Source organism: Streptomyces sp. enrichment culture, assembly GCF_964273255.1.
GTDB lineage: Bacteria > Actinomycetota > Actinomycetes > Streptomycetales > Streptomycetaceae > Streptomyces.
In genome coordinates this window covers 1,058,830-1,082,855 of sequence record NZ_OZ186835.1, presented here as the reverse complement: position 1 = coordinate 1,082,855, position 24,026 = coordinate 1,058,830, and the positions used below count along the sequence as shown (strand labels likewise).

At 73.7% G+C, this 24,026-nt stretch carries 21 protein-coding genes; 13 read left to right on the top strand and 8 right to left on the bottom strand.

Annotated features, from left to right (window positions below):
• Positions 1–151 precede the first annotated feature (151 nt).
• The 4 genes from ACSU53_RS04730 (at position 152) to ACSU53_RS04715 (ending at position 3,135) form a co-directional block, all read left to right on the top strand.
• Positions 152–787, top strand: a complete 636-nt coding sequence (locus ACSU53_RS04730) for an MBL fold metallo-hydrolase (RefSeq protein WP_362094813.1) — start codon at positions 152–154, stop codon at positions 785–787.
• A 51-nt stretch (positions 788–838) separates the two neighbouring features.
• On the top strand, positions 839–1,642 hold the full coding sequence (locus tag ACSU53_RS04725) for an exodeoxyribonuclease III (protein WP_437024905.1): 804 nt from the start codon (positions 839–841) through the stop codon (positions 1,640–1,642).
• Positions 1,643–1,833: 191 nt separating this feature from the next.
• Positions 1,834–2,241: a DUF6278 family protein gene (locus tag ACSU53_RS04720; protein ID WP_437024904.1), complete on the top strand. Its 408-nt coding sequence runs from the start codon at positions 1,834–1,836 to the stop codon at positions 2,239–2,241.
• A 150-nt stretch (positions 2,242–2,391) separates the two neighbouring features.
• Positions 2,392–3,135 carry an amino acid ABC transporter ATP-binding protein gene (locus ACSU53_RS04715; protein WP_437024903.1) on the top strand — a complete coding sequence of 248 codons (744 nt, stop codon included), beginning with the start codon at positions 2,392–2,394 and terminating at the stop codon, positions 3,133–3,135.
• Between the two features lie 177 nt (positions 3,136–3,312).
• On the opposite strand, the gene ACSU53_RS04710 is transcribed toward ACSU53_RS04715, so the two are convergent.
• Both ACSU53_RS04710 and ACSU53_RS04705 read right to left on the bottom strand, forming a co-directional pair.
• Positions 3,313–4,881, bottom strand: a complete 1,569-nt coding sequence (locus tag ACSU53_RS04710) for a CocE/NonD family hydrolase (protein ID WP_437024902.1) — start codon at positions 4,879–4,881, stop codon at positions 3,313–3,315.
• Positions 4,882–4,995: 114 nt separating this feature from the next.
• Positions 4,996–5,754, bottom strand: coding sequence for a hypothetical protein (locus ACSU53_RS04705; protein WP_437024901.1), 759 nt, complete (start codon positions 5,752–5,754; stop codon positions 4,996–4,998).
• Positions 5,755–6,237: 483 nt separating this feature from the next.
• On the opposite strand from ACSU53_RS04705, the gene ggt reads away from it, so the two are divergent.
• Positions 6,238–8,046 carry a gamma-glutamyltransferase gene (ggt, locus tag ACSU53_RS04700; RefSeq protein WP_437024900.1) on the top strand — a complete coding sequence of 603 codons (1,809 nt, stop codon included), beginning with the start codon at positions 6,238–6,240 and terminating at the stop codon, positions 8,044–8,046.
• A 144-nt stretch (positions 8,047–8,190) separates the two neighbouring features.
• Here ggt and ACSU53_RS04695 read toward each other — a convergent pair whose 3' ends face one another.
• Both ACSU53_RS04695 and map read right to left on the bottom strand, forming a co-directional pair.
• Positions 8,191–10,731, bottom strand: a complete 2,541-nt coding sequence (locus ACSU53_RS04695) for an ATP-dependent Clp protease ATP-binding subunit (protein ID WP_437024899.1) — start codon at positions 10,729–10,731, stop codon at positions 8,191–8,193.
• A 266-nt stretch (positions 10,732–10,997) separates the two neighbouring features.
• Positions 10,998–11,765 (bottom strand): type I methionyl aminopeptidase, encoded by a 768-nt coding sequence (gene map / locus ACSU53_RS04690; protein WP_437024898.1) that lies wholly within the window; start codon positions 11,763–11,765, stop codon positions 10,998–11,000.
• Positions 11,766–11,798: 33 nt separating this feature from the next.
• On the opposite strand from map, the gene ACSU53_RS04685 reads away from it, so the two are divergent.
• The 8 genes from ACSU53_RS04685 to ACSU53_RS04650 all read left to right on the top strand — a co-directional run bounded on the left by ACSU53_RS04685 (position 11,799) and on the right by ACSU53_RS04650 (position 20,592).
• The gene (locus ACSU53_RS04685; RefSeq protein WP_437024897.1) at positions 11,799–12,059 is read left to right on the top strand and encodes a helix-turn-helix domain-containing protein; all 261 of its coding nucleotides are present in this window, start codon (positions 11,799–11,801) and stop codon (positions 12,057–12,059) included.
• A 214-nt stretch (positions 12,060–12,273) separates the two neighbouring features.
• Positions 12,274–12,948 carry a hypothetical protein gene (locus ACSU53_RS04680; protein ID WP_437024896.1) on the top strand — a complete coding sequence of 225 codons (675 nt, stop codon included), beginning with the start codon at positions 12,274–12,276 and terminating at the stop codon, positions 12,946–12,948.
• A 228-nt stretch (positions 12,949–13,176) separates the two neighbouring features.
• Positions 13,177–14,019 carry a nitrilase-related carbon-nitrogen hydrolase gene (locus tag ACSU53_RS04675; RefSeq protein WP_437024895.1) on the top strand — a complete coding sequence of 281 codons (843 nt, stop codon included), beginning with the start codon at positions 13,177–13,179 and terminating at the stop codon, positions 14,017–14,019.
• Complete coding sequence (locus ACSU53_RS04670; protein ID WP_437024894.1) at positions 14,016–15,302, top strand: aspartate aminotransferase family protein; 1,287 nt, start codon at positions 14,016–14,018, stop codon at positions 15,300–15,302. Before ACSU53_RS04675 ends, ACSU53_RS04670 begins: the two co-directional genes overlap by 4 nt.
• A 162-nt stretch (positions 15,303–15,464) precedes the next feature.
• Positions 15,465–17,036: a PucR family transcriptional regulator gene (locus ACSU53_RS04665; protein ID WP_437024893.1), complete on the top strand. Its 1,572-nt coding sequence runs from the start codon at positions 15,465–15,467 to the stop codon at positions 17,034–17,036.
• A 157-nt stretch (positions 17,037–17,193) separates the two neighbouring features.
• Entirely contained in the window at positions 17,194–18,036 is an 843-nt protein-coding gene (locus tag ACSU53_RS04660; RefSeq protein ID WP_437024892.1) for a nitrilase-related carbon-nitrogen hydrolase, read from the top strand.
• Between the two features lie 121 nt (positions 18,037–18,157).
• Positions 18,158–19,558 (top strand): dihydropyrimidinase, encoded by a 1,401-nt coding sequence (hydA, locus tag ACSU53_RS04655; RefSeq protein WP_437024891.1) that lies wholly within the window; start codon positions 18,158–18,160, stop codon positions 19,556–19,558.
• Between the two features lie 11 nt (positions 19,559–19,569).
• Complete coding sequence (locus ACSU53_RS04650; protein WP_437024890.1) at positions 19,570–20,592, top strand: TIGR03842 family LLM class F420-dependent oxidoreductase; 1,023 nt, start codon at positions 19,570–19,572, stop codon at positions 20,590–20,592.
• A gap of 68 nt (positions 20,593–20,660) precedes the next feature.
• Here the strand turns inward: ACSU53_RS04650 and ACSU53_RS04645 are convergent, their stop codons facing one another.
• The 4 genes from ACSU53_RS04645 to ACSU53_RS04630 form a co-directional block, all read right to left on the bottom strand.
• Entirely contained in the window at positions 20,661–21,335 is a 675-nt protein-coding gene (locus ACSU53_RS04645; protein ID WP_437024889.1) for a hypothetical protein, read from the bottom strand.
• A gap of 202 nt (positions 21,336–21,537) precedes the next feature.
• Positions 21,538–22,602 carry a lipoate--protein ligase family protein gene (locus tag ACSU53_RS04640; RefSeq protein WP_437024888.1) on the bottom strand — a complete coding sequence of 355 codons (1,065 nt, stop codon included), beginning with the start codon at positions 22,600–22,602 and terminating at the stop codon, positions 21,538–21,540.
• A gap of 168 nt (positions 22,603–22,770) precedes the next feature.
• On the bottom strand, positions 22,771–23,130 hold the full coding sequence (locus tag ACSU53_RS04635; RefSeq protein ID WP_437024887.1) for a hypothetical protein: 360 nt from the start codon (positions 23,128–23,130) through the stop codon (positions 22,771–22,773).
• A gap of 78 nt (positions 23,131–23,208) precedes the next feature.
• Positions 23,209–23,976 (bottom strand): SDR family oxidoreductase, encoded by a 768-nt coding sequence (locus tag ACSU53_RS04630; RefSeq protein WP_437024886.1) that lies wholly within the window; start codon positions 23,974–23,976, stop codon positions 23,209–23,211.
• Positions 23,977–24,026: the final 50 nt, after the last annotated feature.

The following is a 24,026-nucleotide window of genomic DNA, read 5'->3' as shown; positions in this document are numbered from 1 at the left end:
CGCCCGGTCGCCGGGAGCCCCCGCCCGCCCGGCGGCAGCGATCCCTCCCCTCGGCCGGTGGCACCGACCGCTCGCCCCGGCCCGACCGCCCCCCCCTCGCCCCGGCCCGGCGTCCCGGCCGCGCTCCGCGTGGCGGGGGCAGGATGGAGACATGAAGCTCACCAAGATGTCGCACTCCTGCGTCCGTCTGGAACGGGACGGCCGTGCCCTGGTCATCGACCCCGGCGGGTTCACCGAGCCGGACGCCGCCGTCGGCGCGGAGGCCGTGCTGGTCACGCACGAGCACCCCGACCACTTCGACGAGGGACGGCTGCGAGCGGCCCTGGAGGCCGACCCGGCGACCGAGATCTGGACCCTGCGGGCGGTCGCCGAGCAGCTCACCGCGGCCTTCCCCGGGCGCGTGCACACCGTCGGGCACGGTGACACCTTCACGGCCGCCGGCTTCGACGTCGAGGTGCACGGCGAGCTGCACGCCGTGATCCACCCTGACATCCCGCGCATCACCAACGTCGGCTACCTCGTCGACGGCGGCGCGGTCTTCCACCCCGGCGACGCCCTGACCGTCCCCGGCCGTCCCGTGGAGACGCTGATGCTCCCGGTCATGGCCCCCTGGAACAAGATCGCCGAGGTCATCGACTACGTCCGCGAGGTGCGCCCGGAACGCGCCTACGACATCCACGACGCCCTGCTCACCGATCTCGCCCGCCCGATCTACGACCGGCAGATCGGGGCCCTCGGCGGCACCGATCACCTGCGGCTGGAGCCCCGGGCGTCGGTCGAGCTGTGAGCGAGCGGCGGCGGATCCGGGTTGTCACAGGTGCCGGGTAGGTTGGGGGGCATGCGCATCGCGACCTGGAACGTGAACTCGATCACCGCCCGCCTGCCGAGGCTCCTGGCCTGGCTGGAGAGCAGCGGCACGGACGTGCTGTGCCTCCAGGAGGCCAAGGTCGCCGAGGAGCAGTTCCCCGTGGAGCCCCTGCGCGAGCTGGGGTACGAGGCGGCGGTGCACGCCACCGGCCGGTGGAACGGCGTGGCGGTGCTCTCCCGCGTCGGCCTCGAGGACGTCGTCAAGGGGCTGCCCGGCGACCCGGGGTACGAGGGCTCCGTGGAGCCCCGCGCGGTCTCCGCCACCTGCGGCCCGGTCCGCGTCTGGTCCGTGTACGTGCCCAACGGCCGTGAGGTGGAGCACCCGCACTACGCCTACAAGCTCCAGTGGCTGGAGGCGCTGCGGGCCGCCGTCGCGGGGGACGCGGAGGGCAGCCGCCCGTTCGCCGTGATGGGCGACTACAACGTGGCGCCGACCGACGACGACGTCTACGACCGGGCGGCGTTCGAGGGTTCCACCCACGTCACCCCCGCCGAGCGGGCCGCCCTCGCGTCCCTGCGCGGCGCCGGGCTGACCGACGTGGTGCCGCGTCCGCTGAAGTACGACCACCCGTTCACGTACTGGGACTACCGCCAGCTGTGCTTCCCGAAGAACCGGGGCATGCGCATCGACCTGGTGTACGGCAACGCGGCGTTCGCCAAGGCGGTCACCGACTCCTACGTGGACCGCGAGGAGCGCAAGGGCAAGGGCGCCTCCGACCACGCACCCGTCGTCGTCGACCTGGACGTCCCCGTGGACACCGCCCCGGACGCCTGAGCCGCGTCCAGCCCCCTGCCCCTGTCCCTGCCCCGGCTCCCGGCTCCCGCCGCCCCGGCCCGCCCACCCGCCGGGGCGGTGCCGTGGCCGCGCCTCGCCGGGCCCCGCCCGTCGCGCCGGGAGGTCGCGCACGCCTCCGGGGCCCGCGCGCCCTGTGGTGCACCACGCGGTACGAATGCCAGGCTGGAGGTATGAACTTCCCCTTCCTGGGCAGCCGGCGCCGGAAGCCGGGGTTCCCCGATGCCGAGGGCCTCGCGGACCCCCTGGCCGAGTGCGAGCTGCTGCGCTCCCAGGCGTCCCGGGCCGGCGTCCGACTGGACGACTCCCCGGCCTCGTTGGAGGCGCTGGACCAACTGGTGCCGGGCTGGCGGGACGACGAGGACACCCTGAACTGGCTGGGCAACGACGCCGGTCTCTACCTCGGCACGGTGATCGTGCGGACCGTGCCGGGTGCCCGCTGGGAGATCCGCGGCGACGGGCAGCCCGTCGTACGGCTCGCCTCCGGCCGCGAGTTCGACGTCGTGGAGTCGGGGCACGCGTGGGCGTCGAGCGGAGCGCCCGAACTGTCCCAGCTCTATGCCGAGGTCGCGGAGGCGTGACACCCTGACCGCCCGGCCCGCCGTGGAGGGCGGTGAGGCAAAGGGCGGTAAATACGGCTATTGGCCGGAAAGTGCGTGTCGCGCCCTCCGTGCGATCTTGCCTGGATACGTTGCGGCAGCACCACACGGCTGAGAACGAGTAGGGGCGGTATGGCCGTCGATCCGCTGATCGAGCTGCAGGACGTCAACAAGTACTTCGGTGACCTGCACGTCTTGCAGGACATCGATCTCACCGTGAACCGGGGGGAGATGGTCGTCGTCATCGGCCCCTCGGGCTCGGGGAAGTCGACCCTGTGCCGGGTGATCAACCGGCTGGAGACCATCCAGTCCGGCACCGTCCGGCTCGACGGCCGGCCGCTGCCGGACGAGGGGAAGGAACTGGCGCGGCTGCGGGCCGACGTCGGCATGGTGTTCCAGTCGTTCAACCTCTTCGCGCACCGCACGGTCCTGCAGAACGTCTCGCTGGGCCAGATCAAGGTCCGCGGCCGCAAGAAGGAGGAGGCGGACCGGCGTTCCCGTGAGCTGCTCGACCGGGTGGGCGTCGCCGACCAGGCCGACAAGTACCCGGCGCAGCTCTCCGGCGGGCAGCAGCAACGGGTGGCGATCGCGCGGGCGCTGGCGATGGACCCCAAGGCGATGCTGTTCGACGAGCCCACCTCCGCCCTGGACCCGGAGATGATCACGGAGGTGCTGGAGGCCATGAAGGCCCTGGCCGCGGACGGCATGACGATGATCGTCGTCACCCACGAGATGGGCTTCGCCCGTTCCGCCGCCCACCGCGTCGTGTTCATGGCCGACGGCCGGATCGTCGAGGACCGCGCGCCCGACGACTTCTTCGCCCGCCCGAGCAGCGACCGGGCCAAGGACTTCCTCTCCAAGATCCTCAAGCACTGAGCAGGGTGGCGCCGAGCCGTCCGCCCGTCCGGACCTCGACTACGATGGCTCCTCCGCCCCGGTGGAGGAGGGGACTTCACGCCGGAAGCGGGGACGCCGCCGCAGGGAGGGGCCCACCGCACCCCGCCCGTCGGGCGGCGGCCACATCGGCCAGTCCCGTCCGGCCGCAGCCGGAGATCACTGCTCGCCCAGCGGCACCGACACGTACGACGGGTCGTGGGCCGGCGAGGAGAAGGTCAGCTGCGCGCCGGACGGGTTGTGCTCGATGTAGAGCGGATCGACGGTGTCGACGACGAGGGCGAGCCGGTGGCCGGCCGGCACGTCGTAGGCCGTCGCGAACAACTCCAGGTCGACGCCGAACGCCCGGCCGGGAGTGCGGCCGTGGAAGGTGTACGGCGCGCTGCTGACCAGTCGGCCGACCCCGAGCGGCCCCACGTCGTACAGGTAGGCGATGAAGGTGCCGCTGCCGGCGGTCGGGGTGAGGGTGGTGTGCAGCGTCGGCGTGCCGCGCACCGTGCGGGCCGTCGGGTACCGCTCCGACTGCCACACGGCCGCCCAGCGGCGGGGCAGCAGCGGCACCCACGCCATCGGGGGCAGCCGGGCCACCTGGTCGAGGATGCTCGACAGGAAGACGACGCCGCCGTCCGCACCGGAGTTGACGTTCGTGCGGAGGGTGGTGGAGCCCGCCAGCTCGATCTTTCGGGTGGTCGCGGCCACCGACTTCCAGTCCGGGTAGGTCTCGTAGCGCCCGGAGGACCGGGACGCGAGCCGGACCGGCTGCTCCTCGCCGACCCCGTTGGCGACGCCCCGCAGATGGTGGTCGAACCAGCGCCGGGTGTCGCTCCACACGTCGTTGGGCAGCCCGAGCAGGCCGGTCACCTCCGGGGTGGCGTGGTCGCCGGGACGCAGCTGGAGGCGCTTGGGACCGGACAGCTTCTCGTACAGGTCGGCGTACTGGTTGGGCGGGAACACGGTGTCGCCCCAGGCGCCCGCGAGCATGACGGCCACGCCGCTGTCGTTGAGCCGGTCGACGTACGTCGCGGGGGAGCGGACCTTCCCCCAGGCGATCATCTCCTGCTCCCGGGAGAGGTCGGAGGCGTAGAGGGCGTCGAAGATGCGGCGGAGTTCGGGGCTCGGGCGGCCGGTCAGGCGCCCCACGCCGTCCAGCATGGCGGCGGCCTGCACGTGCTGGGTCCGCTCGGAGTAGACCGACTCGATCAGGTCGGCCCAGCCGCTGAGCGCGGCGACCGCCCTGACCCGCCGGTCGTGGGCGGCGGCCAGCAGGCTGATCCCGGCGCCGTAGGAGACGCCCGCCATGCCGACGCGGTCGCCGTCCGCCGGTGTGTGCGCGAGGGCCCAGTCGATCACCCGGGAGGCGTCGGCGGTGTCGGCCGGCCCGGCGACCTCGATCTGCCCGCCGGACTGCCAGAAACCGCGCACGTTGTACGACAGCACCACGTAACCCGAGTCGGCGAGCCGCTGGGCCTGGGCCAGGTACTCGGCCTGCGGGAAGCCCCAGCTGGTGGGCAGCACGACGAGCGGGTACCGGCGGCCGGCCTGGGTGCGGGCCGGGGTGACGACGTTGGCCTTGAGCACAGTGCCGCCCTCCCCGGCGATGTCGACGAAGCGGACCGGGTGCGGCGCCGCGTGGGCGGCGGGGGCGGCACCGAGTGCGCTTCCGGCGATCAGGGTCGCCGAGGCGGCCCCCACGGCGGTGGTGCGCAGAGCCCTGCGAGGTCGTCGCACGGTCACTCCTCACTCGTGTCAGTGCAAAGTGACCAGACGGTAACCTCGGGCGCCGACCCGAGGTAACCCGTCGGTAAGTTACGTGCCAGTAAAGAATGTTGAGAGGTGGAGGGGTCAGGGCGCCCGGTGCGCCCCGCGTTCGGCCGGCACCGGCAGCGGAGCCTGCGCGGCCCGCGTCACGTCGCCGACCAGCTCGACCACGTCGGGCCCGTACGCCTGGGAGTTGACCACCTTCAGCAGCAGGACGAAGGGGCTCTGGCCGTGCTTGCGGGCCAGCCGCTCGTGATGGCGCGCGAGATACCGGGTCGCCGCCTGGTTGGTGATCGCCCGCTGCCCGCAGAACAGGAACACCGGCCGCGCCTCCTGCCGGTCCCCGGCCGTCAGCCGCGCCAGCAGCACGTACTCGGTGACCCCCGGCTCCATCCGGTAGCGCTCGCCGCCGATCTGGAACGCGCCCCGGTCCGGGCCCGGTTCCGGACCGACGTTCACCCGCACCCCCGGCAGCATGGCCGCCATGTGCGCCACCATCCGGCGGTTCGTCCCCGGGCCGCCGATGCAGAACTCCGTGCGCTCACCGAAGCCCTGATGGGCCGTGTCCTGCGTCACCACCTGCACGTTCGCCCCGCACTCCTTGATCAGCGCGGAGAGTTCGAGCAGCGAGAACACGTCGAAGCGGTGCACCGCCGGTTCCGCCGTCGCCGGGTCCCGGTTGACGACGAGCAGCGACTCGGCGTTCTCCGGCAGCCCGAAGAACGCCTGCTTGCGCCGGAGCCTGCGCCGGTACAGATACGTGCGGGCCATCCAGCCCAGCGCGGCGCCGACCACGGCGGCGACCACCACACCCAGCACCACGTTGCGTATGTCGTCCGTCATGGGCGCGCATGCTAGCGGGCCCCGGCAAACCGGTGTTCGACCCACCCGCTCCGGCCGGTCCCGATCCACCGGCCGAAGCGACGATCGTGGGGCGCCGGGACACCCCTCGGTCACCACCGCCGTCCGCCTGCCGAGCCGGGCTGCCGTTGTGCGGGATACAGGGACAGCAGGAGCCTGGAGGTGATGGCCCACGCCTTTCAGGGCGGGCTGAAGGTCGGTGACGCGGTCGGCATGGGGGGGCGCGCTTCAGGACATCCGGCGGCTGAGAGACCTCGGCGGCCTCACCTGTTGACCGGCCCCGTCGAACGGCCGGGGGAACACCCGCCGAACGCCTGCGGAACGCCTGCCGAAGCCCTGGCTTGTTGCCCGCCGCCGGACGCCCGGGGGAACCGGCCGGCGCCACCGCATCGCCCGGCGAGGCGTTCCTGACGGGGGCATGGCGAGGACGTAGGCTGCGCCAACGGTCCCTCACCGGAGGTGCGCATGCGTCGTCCCGTCGCACGGAATCTGGCCGTCCTCGCGGTCTGTGCCGTCGTGGTCCCGTTGACCGCGGCCGCGCCGCCCGCCGGCCCCCACGACCCCGGTCCGCCGCCCGCCAAGGTCCCGGTGGCCGTCGGACACGGCGGCGCCGTCTCCAGCGTCGACGCCGACGCCTCCGCGGCCGGCATCGAGGTCCTGCGCAAGGGCGGCAACGCCGTCGACGCGGCCGTCGCCACGGCAGCCGCCCTCGGCGTCACCGAGCCCTACTCGGCCGGCATCGGCGGCGGGGGCTACTTCGTGTACTACGACGCCCGGACCCGCTCCGTGCACACCCTCGACGGCCGGGAGACCGCGCCGCTGACCGCCGGCCGTGACCTGTTCCTGGAGGACGGCGAGCCGATCCCGTTCGCCGAGGCCGTCAGCAGCGGCCTCGCCGTCGGCACCCCCGGCACCCCCGCCACCTGGCAGCGGGCGCTGGACGCATGGGGCCGCAAGGGACTCGGGACGGTGCTGAAGCCCGCCGAGCGGCTGGCCCGCGACGGCTTCACCGTCGACGCCACCTTCCGCTCCCAGACCGCCGCCAACGAGACCCGCTTCCGGTACTTCCCCGACACGGCCGAACTGTTCCTGCCCGGCGGCGACCTCCCGGCCGTCGGCTCCACCTTCAAGAACCCCGACCTCGCCCGCACCTACGCCGAGTTGCGCCGCAAGGGCGTCGACGCCCTCTACCGGGGCGGCATCGGACGGGACATCGTCGACACGGTCAACAAGCCCCCGGTGGACCCGGATTCCGGCTGGCACGCCCGCCCCGGCGACCTGTCCGCCCGCGACCTCGCCGCCTACCGCGCGAAGTTCCAGCCGCCCACGAAGACCTCGTACCGCGGCCTGGAGGTCCACTCCATCGCGCCGTCGTCCTCCGGCGGCACCACGGTCGGCGAGGCACTCAACATCCTGGAGCGCACCGGCCTCTCCGAGGCGAGCGACGTCCGGTACCTGCACCGGTTCATCGAGGCGAGCCGCATCGCGTTCGCGGACCGGGGACGCTGGGTCGGCGACCCGGCCTTCGAGGACGTACCGACCCGCGCCCTGCTCTCCCAGCGGTTCGCCGACAGCCGGGCCTGCCTCATCCGGGACGACGCCGTCCTCACCAGCCCGCTCGCCCCCGGCGACCCGCGCGATCCGGAGCCCTGCGCGACGCGCGGCACGCCCGCCCCGACGACGTACGAGGGGGAGAGCACCACCCACCTCACCACCGCCGACCGCTGGGGCAACGTCGTCGCCTACACCCTCACCATCGAGCAGACCGGCGGCAGCGGCATCACCGTGCCGGGCCGGGGCTTCCTGCTCAACAACGAGCTGACCGACTTCTCCTTCGCCCCCGCTGACCCCGCCGTCCACGACCCGAACCTGCCCGGCCCCGGCAAGCGGCCCCGGTCCTCGATCTCCCCGACGATCGTGCTCGACCGCCACGACCGGCCCGTGGTGGCGCTCGGCTCACCCGGCGGCTCCACCATCATCACGACCGTGCTGCAGACCCTCACCGGCTTCCTGGACCGCGGCCTGCCGCTGGCCGACGCGATCGCCGCGCCGCGCGCCAGCCAGCGCAACACCGCCCGCACCGACCTCGAACCTGGCCTGTACGACGACGCCGTCCGGCAGCGGCTGGAGGCGATCGGGCACTCCTTCACCCGGAACCCCGAGATCGGCGCCGTCACGGCCGTGCAACGCCTCCCGGGAGGCGCGTGGCTCGCCGCCGCCGAACCCGAGCGCCGCGGCGGCGGCTCCGCGATGGTGGTCCGCCCCTCGCGCTGACGGCCCCCGCACGAACGCCGACGGAGCCCGGGCCCGCCCCCGCCCCGTACGCCCCGCCGCACGGGCGTGCGGGGCGCGGGGCGTCCGTGCGCCTCGGTCCCGCACCTCCGTGCCGGCCGCCGGGCCCCCGGCCGGCGGTGCCGCTCAGAGTTCCGGCGCCGGCGTCTGCGCCACGCGGAAGGCCAGGCGTCCGTCCTCCGTCGCCACCGTGACCCGGCCGCCCTCCCGGAGCGTGCCGTCCAGGAGCAGCCGGGACAGCTCGTTGTCGACCTCCCGCTGGATGGTGCGGCGCAGCGGCCGGGCCCCGTACTCCGGCTGGTAGCCGCGCCGGGCCAGCCAGTCCACGGCGTCCTCGGTGAACTCCACGCCGATGCCCTGCCCCTTGAGGCCGCGACGGGTTCCCTCCAGCAGCAGGTCGGTGATCCGGCGCAGCTCCTCGGGGGTCAGCTGGCGGAAGACCACCACCTCGTCGATCCGGTTGAGGAACTCGGGGCGGAAGTGGTCCCGCAGCGGGCGCAAAATCTGTTCGCGCCGCGCCTCCTCGTCCGCCTCCGTGCCGCCCGTCGCGAAGCCGAGGGTGGCACCCCGGCGGGTGATCACGTCCGAGCCGAGGTTGCTGGTCATCACGATGACGGTGTGGGTGAAGTCCACCGTCCTGCCCTGCGCGTCGGTCAGCCGGCCGTCGTCGAGCACCTGCAGCAGGATGTTGAAGACGTCGGGGTGGGCCTTCTCCACCTCGTCGAGCAGCAGCAGCGAGTACGGGTGCCGCCGCACCACCTCGGTCAGCTGGCCGGCCTCCTCGTGACCGACGTATCCGGGCGGGGCGCCGACCAGGCGGCTGACCGTGTGCCGCTCCTGGTACTCGCTCATGTCGAGCCGGACCATCCGGTCGTCGCTGCCGAACAGGGCCTCGGCGAGCGCGCGGGCCAGTTCCGTCTTGCCGACGCCGGTCGGTCCGAGGAAGAGGAAGCTGCCGATCGGCCGGTCCGGGCTGGCGAGCCCGGCCCGTGAGCGCAGGACCGCGTCCGAGACGACCCGTACGGCCTCGTCCTGGCCGACGACCCGCTGGTGCAGGTTCTGCTCCAGGCCCAGCAGCCGGGACTTCTCCTCCTCGGTGAGCCGGCTGACCGGGATCCCGGTCCGGCGGGACACCACCTCGGCGATCGCCTCCGTGTCCACCACCAGGCTCTGGCCCTCGTCCACCTCGCCGCCGCCCCCGGCCTCCTCGATGCGGCGCTTCAGGTCCGCGATCCGGTCCCGCAGCTCGGTGGCCCGCTCGTACTGCTCGTCCGCGACCGCCTGGTCCTTGTCGCAGGTCAGCTGCTCGGCCTCGCGCTCCAGGGCCCGCACGTCGGTGCCCTTGGTCCGGGCCCGCAGCCGCACCCGGGCGCCGGCCTGGTCGATGAGGTCGATGGCCTTGTCGGGCAGCCGGCGCTCGCTGATGTAGCGGTCGGACAGTTCCACGGCCGACACCAGCGCCTCGTCGGTGTACCGCACCTGGTGGTGCGCCTCGTACCGGTCGCGCAGACCGCGCAGGATCTCGATCGCGTCCGCGGGGGCGGGCTCCGGCACCAGGATGGGCTGGAAGCGCCGGGCGAGCGCGGCGTCCTTCTCGATCCTGCGGTACTCCTCCAGCGTGGTCGCGCCCACGATGTGCAGCTCGCCCCGGGCCAGGGCCGGCTTGAGGATGTTCCCGGCGTCCATCGACCCGCCCTCGCCGCCGCCACCGGCGCCGACGACGGTGTGCAGTTCGTCGATGAAGACGATCAGCCGGTCGGAGTGGCCGCGGATCTCGTCGACGATGGCCGTCATCCGTTCCTCGAAGTCGCCCCGGTAGCGGGTGCCGGCGACCACGGCCGTCAGGTCGAGGGCGACCACCCGCCGCCCGAGCAGCACGTCGGGCACGTCGCCGTCGGCGATGCGCAGGGCGAGCCCCTCCACGACGGCCGTCTTGCCGACGCCCGCGTCCCCGATGAGGACCGGGTTGTTCTTGCCGCGCCGGGAGAGCACCTCGACGGTCTGCTCGATCTCCTCCTCCCGGCCGATCACCGGGTCGACGCGGCCCTCGCGGGCCAGCTCCGTCAGGTCGCGCCCGTACTTGTCCAGGGTCGGCGTACCGGTGGCGGGGCGCGGGCGCTCGGCGCGCGGCGCCGGGCCCTCCGGCGTCTCGGAGGGCGCCGGGGACGGGGTGTAGCGGGCCGCGCTGAGGATGTGTCCCGCGGCCGAGTCGGGGTTCGCGGCCAGGGCGCTGAGCACGTGCTCCGGGCCGATGTAGCCGGCGCCGCCGGCCCGCGCCATCTCGTGCGCGTCCAGCAGGGCGCGCTTGACGGCCGGGGTCAGGGACAGGGAGGTCGGCGGGGGAGCGGAGTCGGGCGCGTGCTGGGCCGGGCCGGACCGCTCGTCGATCTGGGACGCCAGCGCGTCGGGGTCCGCGCCCGCCCGGCTCAGCAGGCCGCGGGTCGGCTCACTGGCGAGGGCGGCCCGCAGCAGGTGCTGCGTGTCCAGGTCCCGGCTGCCGTGCTCGGCGGCGTACTGGGCCGCGCCGCGCACGAGTTCCCGGGCCGGCCGGCTCAGCAGCCGCCCGATGTCTATCTGCCGGGGGCGCGGCCCGCCGAAGAAACGTGCGAGGAATTCTCCGAAGGGGTCCGAGCCGTAGCCCTGCGGACCTGTGAACCCGCTGGTCATGGCGATCCGTTCCGGCGCCTCGCGGGATCCCCCTGGCGGGCGGAGCCGGGACCGGAGGACCCCGGGGCGCGCTCACTGCTCGACGTACCGGTCCGGACGCGGGTGCCCGGCCGGTTCCCGGTTACACGCGTGCGGGTCGTGCGGGTCGTGCGGGTCACGCGTGTCCCTGCGGCGCCCCGAGGGCGCCCACCCCGTCACCTTCGCACGATCGCCCCCGGGCGGCACCCCGGGCGGGCGGGGCGGCCCCCCGGGGCGGGCGGCGGTCGTCAGCGGGCGGTGAGGATCCGCGGGCCGTCCTCCGTGACCGCCACCGTGTGCTCCGCGTGCGCCGCGCGGGAGCCGTCCTCGGTGCGCAGCGTCCAGCCGTCGGGATCGGCGCGGTACCCGTCGGTGCCGCCGCCGATGACCATCGGCTCGATGGCGAGGACCAGGCCGGCCCGCAGCCGGAGCCCCCGGCCCGGCCGCCCCTCGTTCGGCACCGACGGCTCCTCGTGCATGCGCCGTCCGATGCCGTGCCCGCCGAAGTCCTGCGGGACGCCGAGGCCCGCTTCCCGGCACACGGTGCCGATGGCGTGCGCGATGTCGCCGATGCGGTTGCCGACCACGGCGGCCTCGATGCCGGCCGCGAGCGCCCGCTCCGCGGTCTCGATCAGCCGCAGGTCCGCCGGGCGCGGGGTGCCCACGACGAAGCTGAGCGCCGAGTTGCCCGCCCAGCCGCCGAGCTCCGCCCCGAAGTCGACGGACACCAGGTCGCCGTCGCGCAGCCGGTAGCCGGTCGGGATCCCGTGCACGATCGCGTCGTTGACCGAGGTGCACAGGACGGCCGGGAAGGGGGTCGGCGCGAACGACGGCCGGTAGCCCAGGAACGGGGAGCCGGCGCCCGCCGCCCGCAGCGCGTCGTGCGCGACCTCGTTCAGCTCCAGCAGCGACACGCCGACGTCGGCAAACGCGCGCACGGCGGTCAGCGCACCCGCGACGACCTGGCCGGTCTCGTACATGGCATCGATCGATGCCGGGGTCTTGAGCTCCATCATTCCAATTACTATACCGGTATTAGAATGGGTTCCATGGTGCGCACTCCTCTGACCCCGGAAGAACGCAGGCGCGGTGAACGGCTCGGCCGGCTGCTCCGCGAGGCGCGGGGCGACCGCAGCATGGCCGACGTCGCGGCCGGCGCCGGCCTCTCTCCCGAGACCCTCCGCAAGATCGAGACCGGACGGGCACCGACACCGGCGTTCTTCACGGTGGCGGCGCTGGCCGGGGAACTGGGGTTGTCCCTGGACGACCTGCTGCGGCGGTGCCCGCCGGAGGTCCCGCTCGCCGCCTGACCCCGCGCGCCCGGCCGCCTGACCCCGCGCGCCCGGTCCCGGACCGCCCGCCCCGGCCCCTCGCCCGGCCGGCCCCGGCGCCCGCACCGCGCCGGCCGCCGCCTCCGCGCCCGCCCCCGGCGTCCCGGCCCCCGACCGGCCGCGCAGGCGGCGCCGCGGCAGTGCGCGGTTCGCCGGGGACGGCAGCGCCGGCGAGGGGGCCGCCCCCGCCGCCGTGCCGCCGGGGGCCGAGGCGTGGCTCGCACCGCCCGCACCCGCCCCGGGACGCGGCCCGCGCGGCGCCCGGTTCGCCGGAGCCGCCGACGACGAGGACGCGCGGCCCGGCCCGCCCCGGACCTCGGTGCCGCCCGCCGACGCGGGGGACCTGGAGGCGGTCGCCCGCACCGTGCGGACCCTGGCCCGGCTGCGGGCCGCGGGGCGCAGCGGTGCGGCCCACGCCCTGCTGGCGGAGGCGGTGCGGGGTCCCGCCGCGCGCTTCCCGCTGCTCGCGGCCGGACTGCGGGAGGCGGGGCTGGGGGCCGACTGGACGACCCTGCTCTGGGAGGCCGCCGCCCTGCCCCTCGGCCGGCTGGCCGCCGCGGCCGACGCCCTGACCGCGGCGGGCCGCGCCGACGACGCGCGGGAGATCCTCCGCCAGGGCGTCGTGCGGCCCGCCGAGGCCCTCGGCCGCGAGGTCCTCGCCCTCGCCGCCGACGGCCGCCACCGGGAGGCCGGTGCCGTCCTCGACGCCTACGTCCGGGTGCGCACCCCCCCCAGGAGGCCGCCCGCAGCGCCGCTCACGACCCGCCCCGCCTGGTGCCGCTGCTGCTGGCCGCCGCCCGCGGCGTCTCGAACGAACGGCACGCGGACGTCCTGCACGCCCTCCGCGTCACCGGGATTCACCGCCTGACCGGCCCTCCGGCCCTCCGGCCGGCCCTCCCCGCCCGGCCGGTCCCGTGGCCCACCGCCGCCCCCGCTCCCCGCCCCCGCCGGCTCACCCACCGGAGTGCGAAACGCCAGGACACCCCGGCCTGCACGACGATGGTCTTGGCAAGGGCGTCCGAGAGGCTTACGTTCGTCCCTCTACGGCCGTTTCTACGGGCGTAGAGGCGCTGACCCCGCGTCGAAGGAGCAGCTCATGGCCAACGTCGTACGCGCCGCTCTGGTCCAGGCGACCTGGACCGGCGACACCGAGTCCATGCTGGCGAAACACGAGGAGCACGCCCGGGAGGCGGCCCGGCGGGGCGCGCGGATCATCGGGTTCCAGGAAGTCTTCAACGCCCCCTACTTCTGCCAGGTCCAGGACCCGGAGCACTACCGCTGGGCGGAGCCGGTGCCCGACGGGCCGACCACCCGCCGCATGCGGGAGCTGGCCCGGGAGACCGGCATGGTGATCGTGGTGCCGGTGTTCGAGGTGGAGCAGACGGGCTTCTACTACAACACCGCCGCCGTGATCGACGCCGACGGCACCGTCCTCGGCAAGTACCGCAAGCACCACATCCCGCAGGTCAAGGGCTTCTGGGAGAAGTTCTACTTCAAGCCCGGCAACCTCGGCTGGCCCGTCTTCGACACCGCCGTCGGCAAGGTCGGCGTCTACATCTGCTACGACCGGCACTTCCCCGAAGGCTGGCGCCAACTCGGCCTCAACGGAGCCCAGTTGGTCTACAACCCGTCGGCCACGCACCGCGGTCTGTCGTCCTACCTCTGGCAGTTGGAGCAGCCGGCCGCCGCCGTCGCCAACGAGTACTTCGTCGCCGCCATCAACCGTGTCGGCCAGGAGGAGTACGGGGACAACGACTTCTACGGCACCTCGTACTTCGTCGACCCGCGGGGGCAGTTCGTCGGGGACGTCGCCAGCGACAGCAAAGAGGAACTCGTGGTCCGCGACCTGGACTTCGACCTCATCGAGGAGGTGCGGCAGCAGTGGGCCTTCTACCGCGACCGCCGCCCCGACGCCTACGAAGGGCTGGTGCTGCCGTGAACGACGACCTGCTGGGCCGCCACCGCGCGGTGCTCCCCGACTGGCTGGCCCTCTACTACGACGAGCCCCTGGAGATCACCCACGGCGAGGGACGCCACGTCTGGGACGCCGCCGGCAACCGCTACCTCGACTTCTTCGGCGGCATCCTCACCACCATGACCGCGCACGCCCTGCCCGAGGTGACCAAGGCGGTCGCCGACCAGGCCGGGCGGATCGTGCACTCCTCCACCCTCTACCTCAACCGGCCGATGGTGGAACTCGCCGAACGCATCGCCAAGCTGAGCGGCATCCCGGACGCCCGGGTGTTCTTCACGACCTCCGGGACGGAGGCCAACGACGCCGCCCTGCTGCTGGCCACCACCTACCGGCGCAGCAACACGGTCCTCGCGATGCGCAACAGCTACCACGGCCGTTCCTTCAGTGCCGTAGGCATCACCGGCAACCGCGGCTGGTCCCCGACGTCGATGTCCCCGCTGCAGACGCTGTACGTGCACGGCGGCGTCCGCGGCCGGGGGCCGTTCGCCGCGCTGGACGACTACGACTTCGTCGCCGCCTGCGTCGACGACCTGAAGGACCTGCTCGGCCACACCCGCCCGCCCGCCGCCCTGATCGCCGAACCGATCCAGGGCGTCGGCGGCTTCACCTCACCGCCCGACGGGCTGTACGCGGCGTTCCGCGAGGTGCTGGACCGGCACGGCATCCTGTGGATCTCCGACGAGGTGCAGACCGGCTGGGGCCGCACCGGGGAGCACTTCTGGGGCTGGCAGGCCCACGGCCGCAGCGGCCCGCCGGACATGCTGACCTTCGCCAAGGGCATCGGCAACGGCATGTCCATCGGCGGCGTCGTCGCCCGCGCCGAGATCATGAACTGCCTGGACGCCAACAGCATCTCGACGTTCGGCGGCACCCAGATCACCATGGCCGCCGGCCTCGCCAACCTCACCTACCACCTCGAACACGACCTCCAGGGCAACGCCCGGCGGGTCGGCGGACTGCTCATCGAACGGCTGCGCGCCGCCGCGGCCCACGTGCCGCACGTCCGCGAGGTGCGCGGCCGCGGGCTGATGATCGGCATCGAACTGACCCGGCCCGGCACCGACGAGGCGGACCCGCAGGCCGCGTCCACCGTGCTGGAGGCGGCCCGGGCAGGCGGGCTGCTCATCGGCAAGGGCGGCGGTCACGACACGAGTTGCCTGCGCGTCGCGCCGCCGCTGTCCCTGAACGTCGCGGAGGCCGAGGAGGGCGCCGCCATCCTGGAGACCGCCCTGCGCAGCCTCCTGTAGCCCGCCCGGCCCCGGCTCACGCCCCGGCCCCCGGCCCCCGGCCTCTCCCCTCACCGCCCCGCGCCCCCACGACGTCCTCCGCCCCGCGCCCCCACGACGCCCTCCGCACCCACGATCACGCGGCACACCGATCAGCGGCACACCGATCAAGGGAAACCCGCCATGACCACCGCCTCGCAGTCCTGGGAAGCACCGGCGCCGGCCCTGTCGGTCCGGCAGGTCCTCGCGCTGGAACGGGTGCTCGCCGGGGAGCCCGAGGTGGTGGCCGGGGCGGGCCTGCTGGACCGGCCGGTGCGCTGGGTGCACGTCGCCGAGGCCGCCGACGTGGGGGTCATGCTCAGCGGCGGCGAAATGGTCCTCACCACCGGCGTGCTCCTCGCCGGGGACCAGGAGAAGCAGGCCGAGTACGTGCGGTCCATGCACCGCGCCGAGGCCGCCGCCGTGGTGCTGGGGCTCGGCCGTGCCTTCCCCTCCCCGCCGGACGTGATGCGCCGGGTCGCCGAACGCTGCGGGATCCCGCTGGTCGTGCTCCACCGGCCCTCCCCCTTCGCCCAGCTGACCGAGGAGGTCCAGTCCCGGCTGGTGCGGCGCAAGTTCGCCGCCGTCAGCCTCTCCGAGACCGTCCGCACCGACCTCACCGCGCTGATCACCGCCGGCGCCCCCCTGCAGCGCCTGCTCGACGAGGTCGCCCGGCACAGCGGCTGCCCGGTCGTCGTCGCCAACCTCGCCCACCGGGTCCTGGGCACCGCGGGCGAACGGGCCGCCGTCGACGACGTGCTGCGCGACTGGGAACGCGTCGCCCGGCAGGCCGGCGGCGGCGAGGGCGGCGGCTGGATCCGCGCCGAACTCGGCGGGCGCGGCGAACGGTGGGGCCGGATCGTGCTGTGCGGCTACCGCGGCGACACCGCCACCGGACGGCTGCTCGCCGACCGGGCCGCCGAGGCGCTCGTCCTGCACCGCATGCTCGGCGGCACCACCGACTGCTCCTGGGAGGAGCAGTCGGCGCAGAGTCTGCTCACCGACCTGGTCAGCGGGGTCGTACCGGCCCGGCAGCTGCTGCCCCGGGCCCGCGCGGCCGGGCTGCCGGTCAACCGCCGCACCTTCGTGCCGCTCGTCGTGCGCGGCCTCACGCCCACCCGGCTGGACCGGGTCCTGCGCCTGCTGGGGCTCTCCGGGATCGTCGCCGAACTGACCGACGGCACCAGCGCGGTGCTGCTCAGCCTCGCCCGCGACCAGGACGCCGACGCGCTCACCACCCACTTCGCGGCCCGGCTGCGCACCGAGGGCCCGGCCCCGGCCGTGGTGGCGGCGGCCGGGGCGCGCACCGCCTTCGACGACGTCCCCGCCGGGCTGCGGGAGGCGCGGCACGTCGCCGACGCCGTCGCCGGGTCCGCCGCCGCGCTCGACCTGCCGCCCGTGGTCCGGCTGCGCGACGTGCACCTGCGGGGTCTCGTCCGGCTGCTGCGGGACGACCCCGAGGTGCAGTCGTTCGCGGAACGGGAACTGGACGGCCTGCTGCGCGACCCCGACGAGGACCTGCTGTCGGTGCTGCGGACGTACCTCGCCACCGGCCGCAACAAGTCCCGCACCGCCCAGCTGCACCACGTGTCCCGGCCCGCGCTCTACCGGCGGCTGGAGGCGATACAGGCCCGCCTCGGCGCGGACCTGGACGACTTCGAGCAGGCCGCCTCCGTGCACATCGCGCTCCTCGCGCACGATGCGCAACAGCAGTGACCGGACGGGACGACGGACGACAACGGCGGTGCGGCCATGGGCAGTCGGGAAGGTGACACAGTGGTACGCGGAGGCGCCGCAGACGTGACACGGTGCCACTCACCGCGCACGCGGCGCGTTCCTAGGCTCACCGGACACCGAGCGACCGGAGGTCCCGATGAGCCCAGTGATCCGTGCCGCCGTCTTCCAGACCGCGTGGACCGGCGACAAGGAGTCGATGATCCAGGTCCACGAGCAGGCCGCCCGCGACGCCGCCGCGCAGGGCGCCTCGGTGCTGTGCTTCCAGGAGCTGTTCTACGGGCCGTACTTCTGCCAGGTGCAGGACCCCGCGTTCTACGAGTACGCCGAGCGGATCCCCGACGGACCGGTGGTGCGCCGCTTCCAGGCCCTCGCCCGGGAACTGGGGATCGTCCTCGTCCTGCCCATGTACGAGGAGGAACAGCCGGGCGTTTTGTACAACACGGCCGCCGTCATCGACGCGGACGGCACCTACCTCGGCAAGTACCGCAAGCACCACATCCCGCAGGTGAAGGGCTTCTGGGAGAAGTTCTACTTCCGCCCCGGCAACGGCGGCTGGCCCGTGTTCGACACCAAGGCGGGCCGTATCGGCGTCTACATCTGCTACGACCGCCACTTCCCCGAGGGCTGGCGGGCGCTCGGACTCGCGGGTGCCGAGATCGTGTTCAACCCCTCCGCCACCTCCCGGGGACTGTCCGCCTACCTCTGGCAGCTGGAGCAGCCGGCGGCGGCGGTCGCCAACGAGTACTTCGTCGGCGCGATCAACCGGGTCGGGGTGGAGGAACTCGGCGACAACGACTTCTACGGGACGTCGTACTTCGCCGACCCCGAGGGGCAGTTCGTGGGCGAGGTGGCGAGCGACAAGGAGAGCGAACTCGTCGTCCGCGACCTGGACCTGGCCAAGCTGCGCGAGGTGCGCGACCGCTGGCAGTTCTACCGCGACCGCCGCCCCGACGCCTACCCCCCGCTCACCGCGCCCTGACCGTCCTCCCGGCCCCCCGCGCCCGCGGGCGCGACACCACCCGCCCGCGGGCGCGGGGGAGCGCGCCGGCCGCCCCCGGCGCACTGCACCGTCCGACCACGACCCAGCGGAGCGTGCACGCATGAGCCGTACCGTCATCCGGGGTGGACTCGTCATCACCGCCTCCGACGAGATCCACGCCGACGTCCTGATCGAGGACGGCCGCATCGCCGCCCTCGCCGCCTCCGGCACCCCGGCCGCCGAGGCGTTCACCGCCGACCGCACCCTCGACGCCACCGGGAAGTACGTGCTCCCGGGCGGGGTGGACGCCCACACCCACATGGAGCTGCCGTTCGGCGGCACCTTCGCCTCCGACACCTTCGAGACCGGTACCCGGGCCGCCGCCTGGGGCGGCACCACCACCGTCGTCGACTTCGCGGTGCAGAGCGTCGGCCGCTCCCTGCGCGAGGGGCTCGACGCCTGGCACGCCAAGGCCGAGGGCAACTGCGCCGTCGACTACGGCTTCCACATGATCGTCTCCGACGTCACCGACGAGACGCTCAAGGAGATGGACCTGCTGGTGGGGGAGGGCGTCACCAGTTTCAAGCAGTTCATGGCCTACCCGGGCGTCTTCTACAGCGACGACGGCCAGATCCTGCGCGCCATGCAGCGCTCCGCCGACAACGGCGGCCTGATCATGATGCACGCCGAGAACGGCATCGCCATCGACGTCCTGGTCGAGCAGGCCCTGGCCCGCGGGGAGACCGACCCCCGCTACCACGGCGAGGTCCGCAAGGCGCTGCTGGAGGCCGAGGCCACCCACCGCGCCATCCGGCTCGCCCAGGTCGCCGGCGCCCCGCTGTACGTGGTGCACGTCTCGGCGGCCGAGGCGGTCGCCGAACTGACCCGGGCCCGCGACGAGGGACTGAACGTCTTCGGCGAGACCTGCCCGCAGTACCTGTTCCTGTCCACCGACAACCTCGCCGAACCGGACTTCGAGGGCGCCAAGTACGTGTGCAGCACCCCGCTGCGGCCCAGGGAGCACCAGGCGGCCCTGTGGCGGGGCCTGCGCGGCAACGACCTCCAGGTGGTCTCCACCGACCACTGCCCTTTCTGCTTCGTCGGCCAGAAGGAGCTCGGCCGCGGCGACTTCTCCAAGATCCCCAACGGGCTGCCGGGCGTGGAACACCGCATGGACCTGCTGCACCAGGCCGTGGTCGACGGGCACATCTCCCGCCGCCGCTGGATCGAGATCGCCTGCGCCGCCCCGGCCCGGATGTTCGGCCTGTACCCGAAGAAGGGCACCCTCGCCCCGGGCACCGACGCCGACGTCGTCATCTACGACCCGCACGCCGAGCAGGTGCTGTCCGCCGAGACGCACCACATGAACGTCGACTACTCGGCGTACGAGGGCAAGCGGATCACCGGCCGCGTCGAGACCGTCCTCTCGCGCGGGGTGCCCGTCATCACCGAGCGGGAGTACACCGGGCGCGCCGGGCACGGCGCCTACACCCCGCGTTCCACCTGCCAGTACCTCACCTAGGAGTGGTGCGCATGGACTTCGGACTCGTCCTGCAGACCGACCCGCCGGCCTCGCGGGTCGTCGACCTGATGCAGCGCGCCGAGCGCAACGGCTTCAGCCACGGCTGGACCTTCGACTCCGCGGTACTGTGGCAGGAACCCTTCGTGATCCACAGCCAGATCCTCGCGAACACCTCGACCCTGACGGTCGGCCCGATGGTCACCAACCCCGGCACCCGCACCTGGGAGGTGACCGCCTCCACCTTCGCCACCCTCAACGACATGTTCGGCAACCGCACCGTCTGCGGCATCGGCCGCGGTGACTCCGCGATGCGGGTCGCCGGACGCGCCCCCAACACCCTCGCCCGCATCAGCGACGCCATGAAGGTGATCCGCACCCTCGCGAGCGGCGGCGAGGCCGATCTCGGCGGCGGCACCGTCGTCCGCTTCCCCTGGATCGGCCCGGACGCCCGCCTCCCGGTGTGGATGGCCGCCTACGGTCCCAAGGCACTGCGGATGACCGGCGAGGAGGCCGACGGGTTCATCCTGCAGCTCGCCGACCTCTACCTCACCGAGTACATGGTCAAGGCCGTCAAGGACGCGGCCGTCGCCGCGGGACGCGACCCCGCCGAGGTCACCGTCTGCGTCGCCGCCCCGGCCTACGTCACCGCCGACGACTCGCCCGAGGCGCTCGCCCACGCCCGCGAGCAGTGCCGCTGGTTCGGCGGCATGGTCGGCAACCACGTCGCCGACCTGGTCTCCAAGTACGGCGCCGACGGCAGCGTCGTCCCGCACGAACTCACCGACTACATCAAGGCCCGCCAGGGTTACGACTACTCCCACCACGGGCGCAGCGGGAACCCGGACACGCGGTTCGTGCCGGACGAGATCGTCGACCGGTTCTGTCTCATCGGCCCGCCCGAGAAGCACATCGAGAAGCTGAAGGCCCTGCGCGCGCTGGGCGTCGACCAGTTCGCCCTCTACGACATGCACGACGCGCAGGAAGCCGTGATCGACGCCTACGGCGAGCGGATCATCCCGGCGCTGACCGGCTGACGGGCGTAACGGGCCGACCGGGCGCCCCACGGAGGGCCGGGTGCCCGGGCCGGCCAAGGCCGGCGGGATCAGCCTCCGGTGCCCTTCTGCAGGGCGGCCATCGCCTCCTTGGCGGCCTTGATGGCGCCCTTGTTGATCTCGTCCGTGCCCGGCGCCTTCTTCGACTCGAAGTCACTGCCGTTGTACGTGACGACCACCAGGGCGTTGGAGGCGCGGGCCAGCACCACGCCCTCCCGCGTCTCCTGCTTGTCCTCGGTGGTCAGATTGACCACGGAGTAGGCCTCGTCGCCCAGCCCGGGGACGGCGCCGCCGCCGCTCTTCTCCTCCACGCGGCCCGCGTAACTGCGCTCCGCCGCCTCGTCGGACGCCAGCACCTCGTAGGACACGTCCAGCCAGCGGTACTCGTAGCCCTTGAGCGCGTTCCAGGAACAGGTGCGGCGCAGCTTGGAGTCGGTGGACGCGATCTCCTTGCCGGCCGTCTTGGCGCCCGGCACGAGGGACTTGACGCTCTTGGCGGCCAGGGACTCGCAGGGCGAGGGCGCGGCGTCGTACGTCCTCGACTCCTGGGTCGTCGACGGGCCCGGCTCGGACCGGCTCTGGGTCCGGGTCTCTTCGACCGGCTTGTTCTCGGCGGCCTGCGGTGCCGCCAGAGGACCGGACGACAGCGCCCAGCCCGCCGCGGCGAGGACGACCACCGGGGACAGACGTGCGGTGAGGGCGAGCGGCAGAGGCAAGGAACGCACGGCGCACTTCTCGTGGGGGACGGTGCGGAAGGGTCCCGCACTGCGGACGGGACGGCCAGTCTCACACGAGTCCCGGTGGGGCGGAAGGGCGAACTCGCTCCGTAGGGACGCGGTGACGGCAACGGACCGAAGGGCGCCCCCATTCGTCCCGTTCGGTCCTGATAGCAGTCGTTCCGTCCCTCTGCCGTCCCTCGCCGGCCGGTCAGGGCACCCGGGCGGTCCACTCCGGGGAGGAGAACTTCGTCCGGGCCAGCTCCTCGGCGCGCGCCATTTCCTCGTCGGTCACCTTGTCCGCGCCGAGGCCGTACCGCTCCCGGAAGGAAGCGATCATCCGCTCGATGACGGCCTCGCGGGGCAGCCCGGTCTGCCGGCGCAGCGGGTCCACCCGCTTCTTCGCGCTGCCGGTGCCCTTGTCGGACAGCTTCTCCTTCCCGATGCGCAGCACGTCGGTCATCTTGTCCGCGTCGATGTCGTAGGCCATCGTCACGTGGTGCAGCACCGCGCCCGGACCGCCGCCCGGCCCCACCAGGCGCTTCTGCGCGGCGCCGGCGATCTTGCCCTGGTCGGTCGCGATGTCGTTCAGCGGCTGGTACCACGCCCGGATCCCCATGTCACCGAGGGCGCCCAGCACCCAGTCGTCGAGATAGGCGTAGCTGTCCTGGAACGACAGCCCCTGCACCAGCGACTCCGGCACCGACAACGAGTAGGTGATCGTGTTGCCCGGCTCCACGAACATCGCGCCGCCGCCGGAGATCCGGCGCACCACCTCGATGCCGTGCCGCCGCGCGCCCTCGGGGTCCACCTCGTTGCGCAGGGACTGGAAACTGCCGATGATCACCGCCGGGCGGCCCCACTCCCACACGCGCAGCGTCGGCGGGCGCTTCCCCGCCGCGACCTGGGCGGTCAGCACCTCGTCCAGGGCCATGTGCAGCGCCGGGTCCTGCGGGCCGTCGTGGATCAGCTGCCAGTCGTAGTCGGTCCAGTCGGTGGCGTGGGCGAGCGCCCGGCGCACGGCGATGCCGACGCCCTCCGAGGTCAGCCCGTACATCACCGTGCCCGCGGGCAGCGCCGCGTCGATCCGTGCCGCCAGCCCGGGCGCGTCCGTCCCCGCCGGCGCGCCCTCCAGCGCGCCGTTCACGGCGTCGAGCGCCTCGTCCGGCTCCAGGAAGAAGTCACCGGCCACACGCACCCGGCGCAGCACTCCGTCCTCGACATCGACGTCCACGACGACCAGTTTGCCGCCGGGGACCTTGTATTCACCGTGCACGCTCGACGCCTTTCCCTCCGGTCCGCTCGCGGCCCCTCGGGCCCCGCCGTCCAGGTCAACGCCGGACGCCGGCGCCCTGTTCCCGGCGGCCTCCACGGCCACGGGGGCCGGCGTCGTGGTGACGCCGGCCCCCGATGCGCCCGGGTGCCGGTGGGCGGCCCCGGTCCGTCAGGCGTGGAGCAGCAGGTCCAGCTCCGCCGGGAGGTCCGTCACGTCCTCGTGCCGCGGTGCCGCGTCGGGCAGCTCGAAAGACCATCGATGGGCGGGAGCGCAGCCGAACGCACTGTCGAACAGCGTCCCAAGGGAGAGTTCGGCACTGTGCGCCGAATCCCACACCAGCGCGAGCCCGCTCAGGCCGGCGGCGGGGTCCGTGATCCACCGGCCGGTCCGCAGACCGGGAAAGGGGAACTCCGGGACGAACGGGCGCTGTTGTGCCGACCGGGCCCGGGCACTCCGGGAGCGGTGCGGCCGGACGGCGTCGGCCGGGGCGGTGCGCCGCTCGTCCCACCAGGCGATGACGACGTGCATGGGGCCTCCAGTGCAACCAGCGTGTACGGGGTCGGGGTGTCGCCGTTGACACCGTGGCGTGCGGGCGGTCCCGCGAGGTCAGAGCTGGGATCCGCCGGTGGCGTCGATGACCTGTCCCGTCACCCAGCGGGCGTCGTCGGAGGCGAGGAAGGCGACCACGTCGGCCACGTCCTCGGGACGCCCGACCCTGCCGAGCGCCGACAGGTCCGCCGCGGACTTCTGGGCGGCCTCGTTGCCGCGCAGCCAGGTGGCGTTCATGTCGGTGTCGATGATGCCGGGCGCGACCGCGTTGACCGTGATGCCGCGGGGACCGAGCGTCTTGGCCAGGGTGAGGGTGAAGGCGTCCACGGCGCCCTTCGTCATGGCGTACGCGATGATGTCGGTGAGCGCGATCCGGGTCGCCCCGGAGGAGATGTTGATGATCCGCCCGCCGTCGTGCAGGCGCTTGAGCCCCTGCTGGGTGAGGAAGAACGGCGCGCGCATGTTGACGGCGACGGCCGCGTCGAACGCTTCGGCCGTGGTCTCCTCGATCTCCCCGCGCGGGGTGATGCCGGCGTTGTTGACCAGGATGTCGAGGCCGGCGCCGTCCGCGTGCTCCAGGACCTGCCGGTCGTAGCCCTCCCAGAGGGCCGCCACGCCCTCGGGTCCGCTCAGGTCGGCCCGCACGGCGAACGCCTTCCCGCCCCCGGCGCGGACGCTGCCGACGACCTCGTCGGCGGCAGCGGCGTCGCGCCCGTAGTGCACCGCCACCAGCGCGCCCTGGGCGCCGAGGCGCTCGGCGACCGCGCGCCCGATCCCCCGGCTGCCGCCCGTGACCAGTGCCGTCCGGCCCGTCAGAGCACCCATGACCTCTCCTCTTCGTGTCGCGTCAGCAATGTGTAGCGATCGCTACGCAA

Bases quoted from the DNA above. Each gene is read 5' to 3' on its own strand.
- ACSU53_RS04730 (WP_362094813.1), top strand. From the start codon at position 152: ATGAAGCTCACCAAGATGTCGCACTCCTGCGTCCGTCTGGAACGGGAC.
- ACSU53_RS04725 (WP_437024905.1), top strand. From the start codon at position 839: ATGCGCATCGCGACCTGGAACGTGAACTCGATCACCGCCCGCCTGCCG.
- ACSU53_RS04720 (WP_437024904.1), top strand. From the start codon at position 1,834: ATGAACTTCCCCTTCCTGGGCAGCCGGCGCCGGAAGCCGGGGTTCCCC.
- ACSU53_RS04715 (WP_437024903.1), top strand. From the start codon at position 2,392: ATGGCCGTCGATCCGCTGATCGAGCTGCAGGACGTCAACAAGTACTTC.
- ACSU53_RS04705 (WP_437024901.1), bottom strand. From the start codon at position 5,754: ATGACGGACGACATACGCAACGTGGTGCTGGGTGTGGTGGTCGCCGCC.
- ggt (WP_437024900.1), top strand. From the start codon at position 6,238: ATGCGTCGTCCCGTCGCACGGAATCTGGCCGTCCTCGCGGTCTGTGCC.
- ACSU53_RS04695 (WP_437024899.1), bottom strand. From the start codon at position 10,731: ATGACCAGCGGGTTCACAGGTCCGCAGGGCTACGGCTCGGACCCCTTC.
- map (WP_437024898.1), bottom strand. From the start codon at position 11,765: ATGATGGAGCTCAAGACCCCGGCATCGATCGATGCCATGTACGAGACC.
- ACSU53_RS04685 (WP_437024897.1), top strand. From the start codon at position 11,799: ATGGTGCGCACTCCTCTGACCCCGGAAGAACGCAGGCGCGGTGAACGG.
- ACSU53_RS04675 (WP_437024895.1), top strand. From the start codon at position 13,177: ATGGCCAACGTCGTACGCGCCGCTCTGGTCCAGGCGACCTGGACCGGC.
- ACSU53_RS04665 (WP_437024893.1), top strand. From the start codon at position 15,465: ATGACCACCGCCTCGCAGTCCTGGGAAGCACCGGCGCCGGCCCTGTCG.
- ACSU53_RS04660 (WP_437024892.1), top strand. From the start codon at position 17,194: ATGAGCCCAGTGATCCGTGCCGCCGTCTTCCAGACCGCGTGGACCGGC.
- hydA (WP_437024891.1), top strand. From the start codon at position 18,158: ATGAGCCGTACCGTCATCCGGGGTGGACTCGTCATCACCGCCTCCGAC.
- ACSU53_RS04650 (WP_437024890.1), top strand. From the start codon at position 19,570: ATGGACTTCGGACTCGTCCTGCAGACCGACCCGCCGGCCTCGCGGGTC.
- ACSU53_RS04635 (WP_437024887.1), bottom strand. From the start codon at position 23,130: ATGCACGTCGTCATCGCCTGGTGGGACGAGCGGCGCACCGCCCCGGCC.
- ACSU53_RS04630 (WP_437024886.1), bottom strand. From the start codon at position 23,976: ATGGGTGCTCTGACGGGCCGGACGGCACTGGTCACGGGCGGCAGCCGG.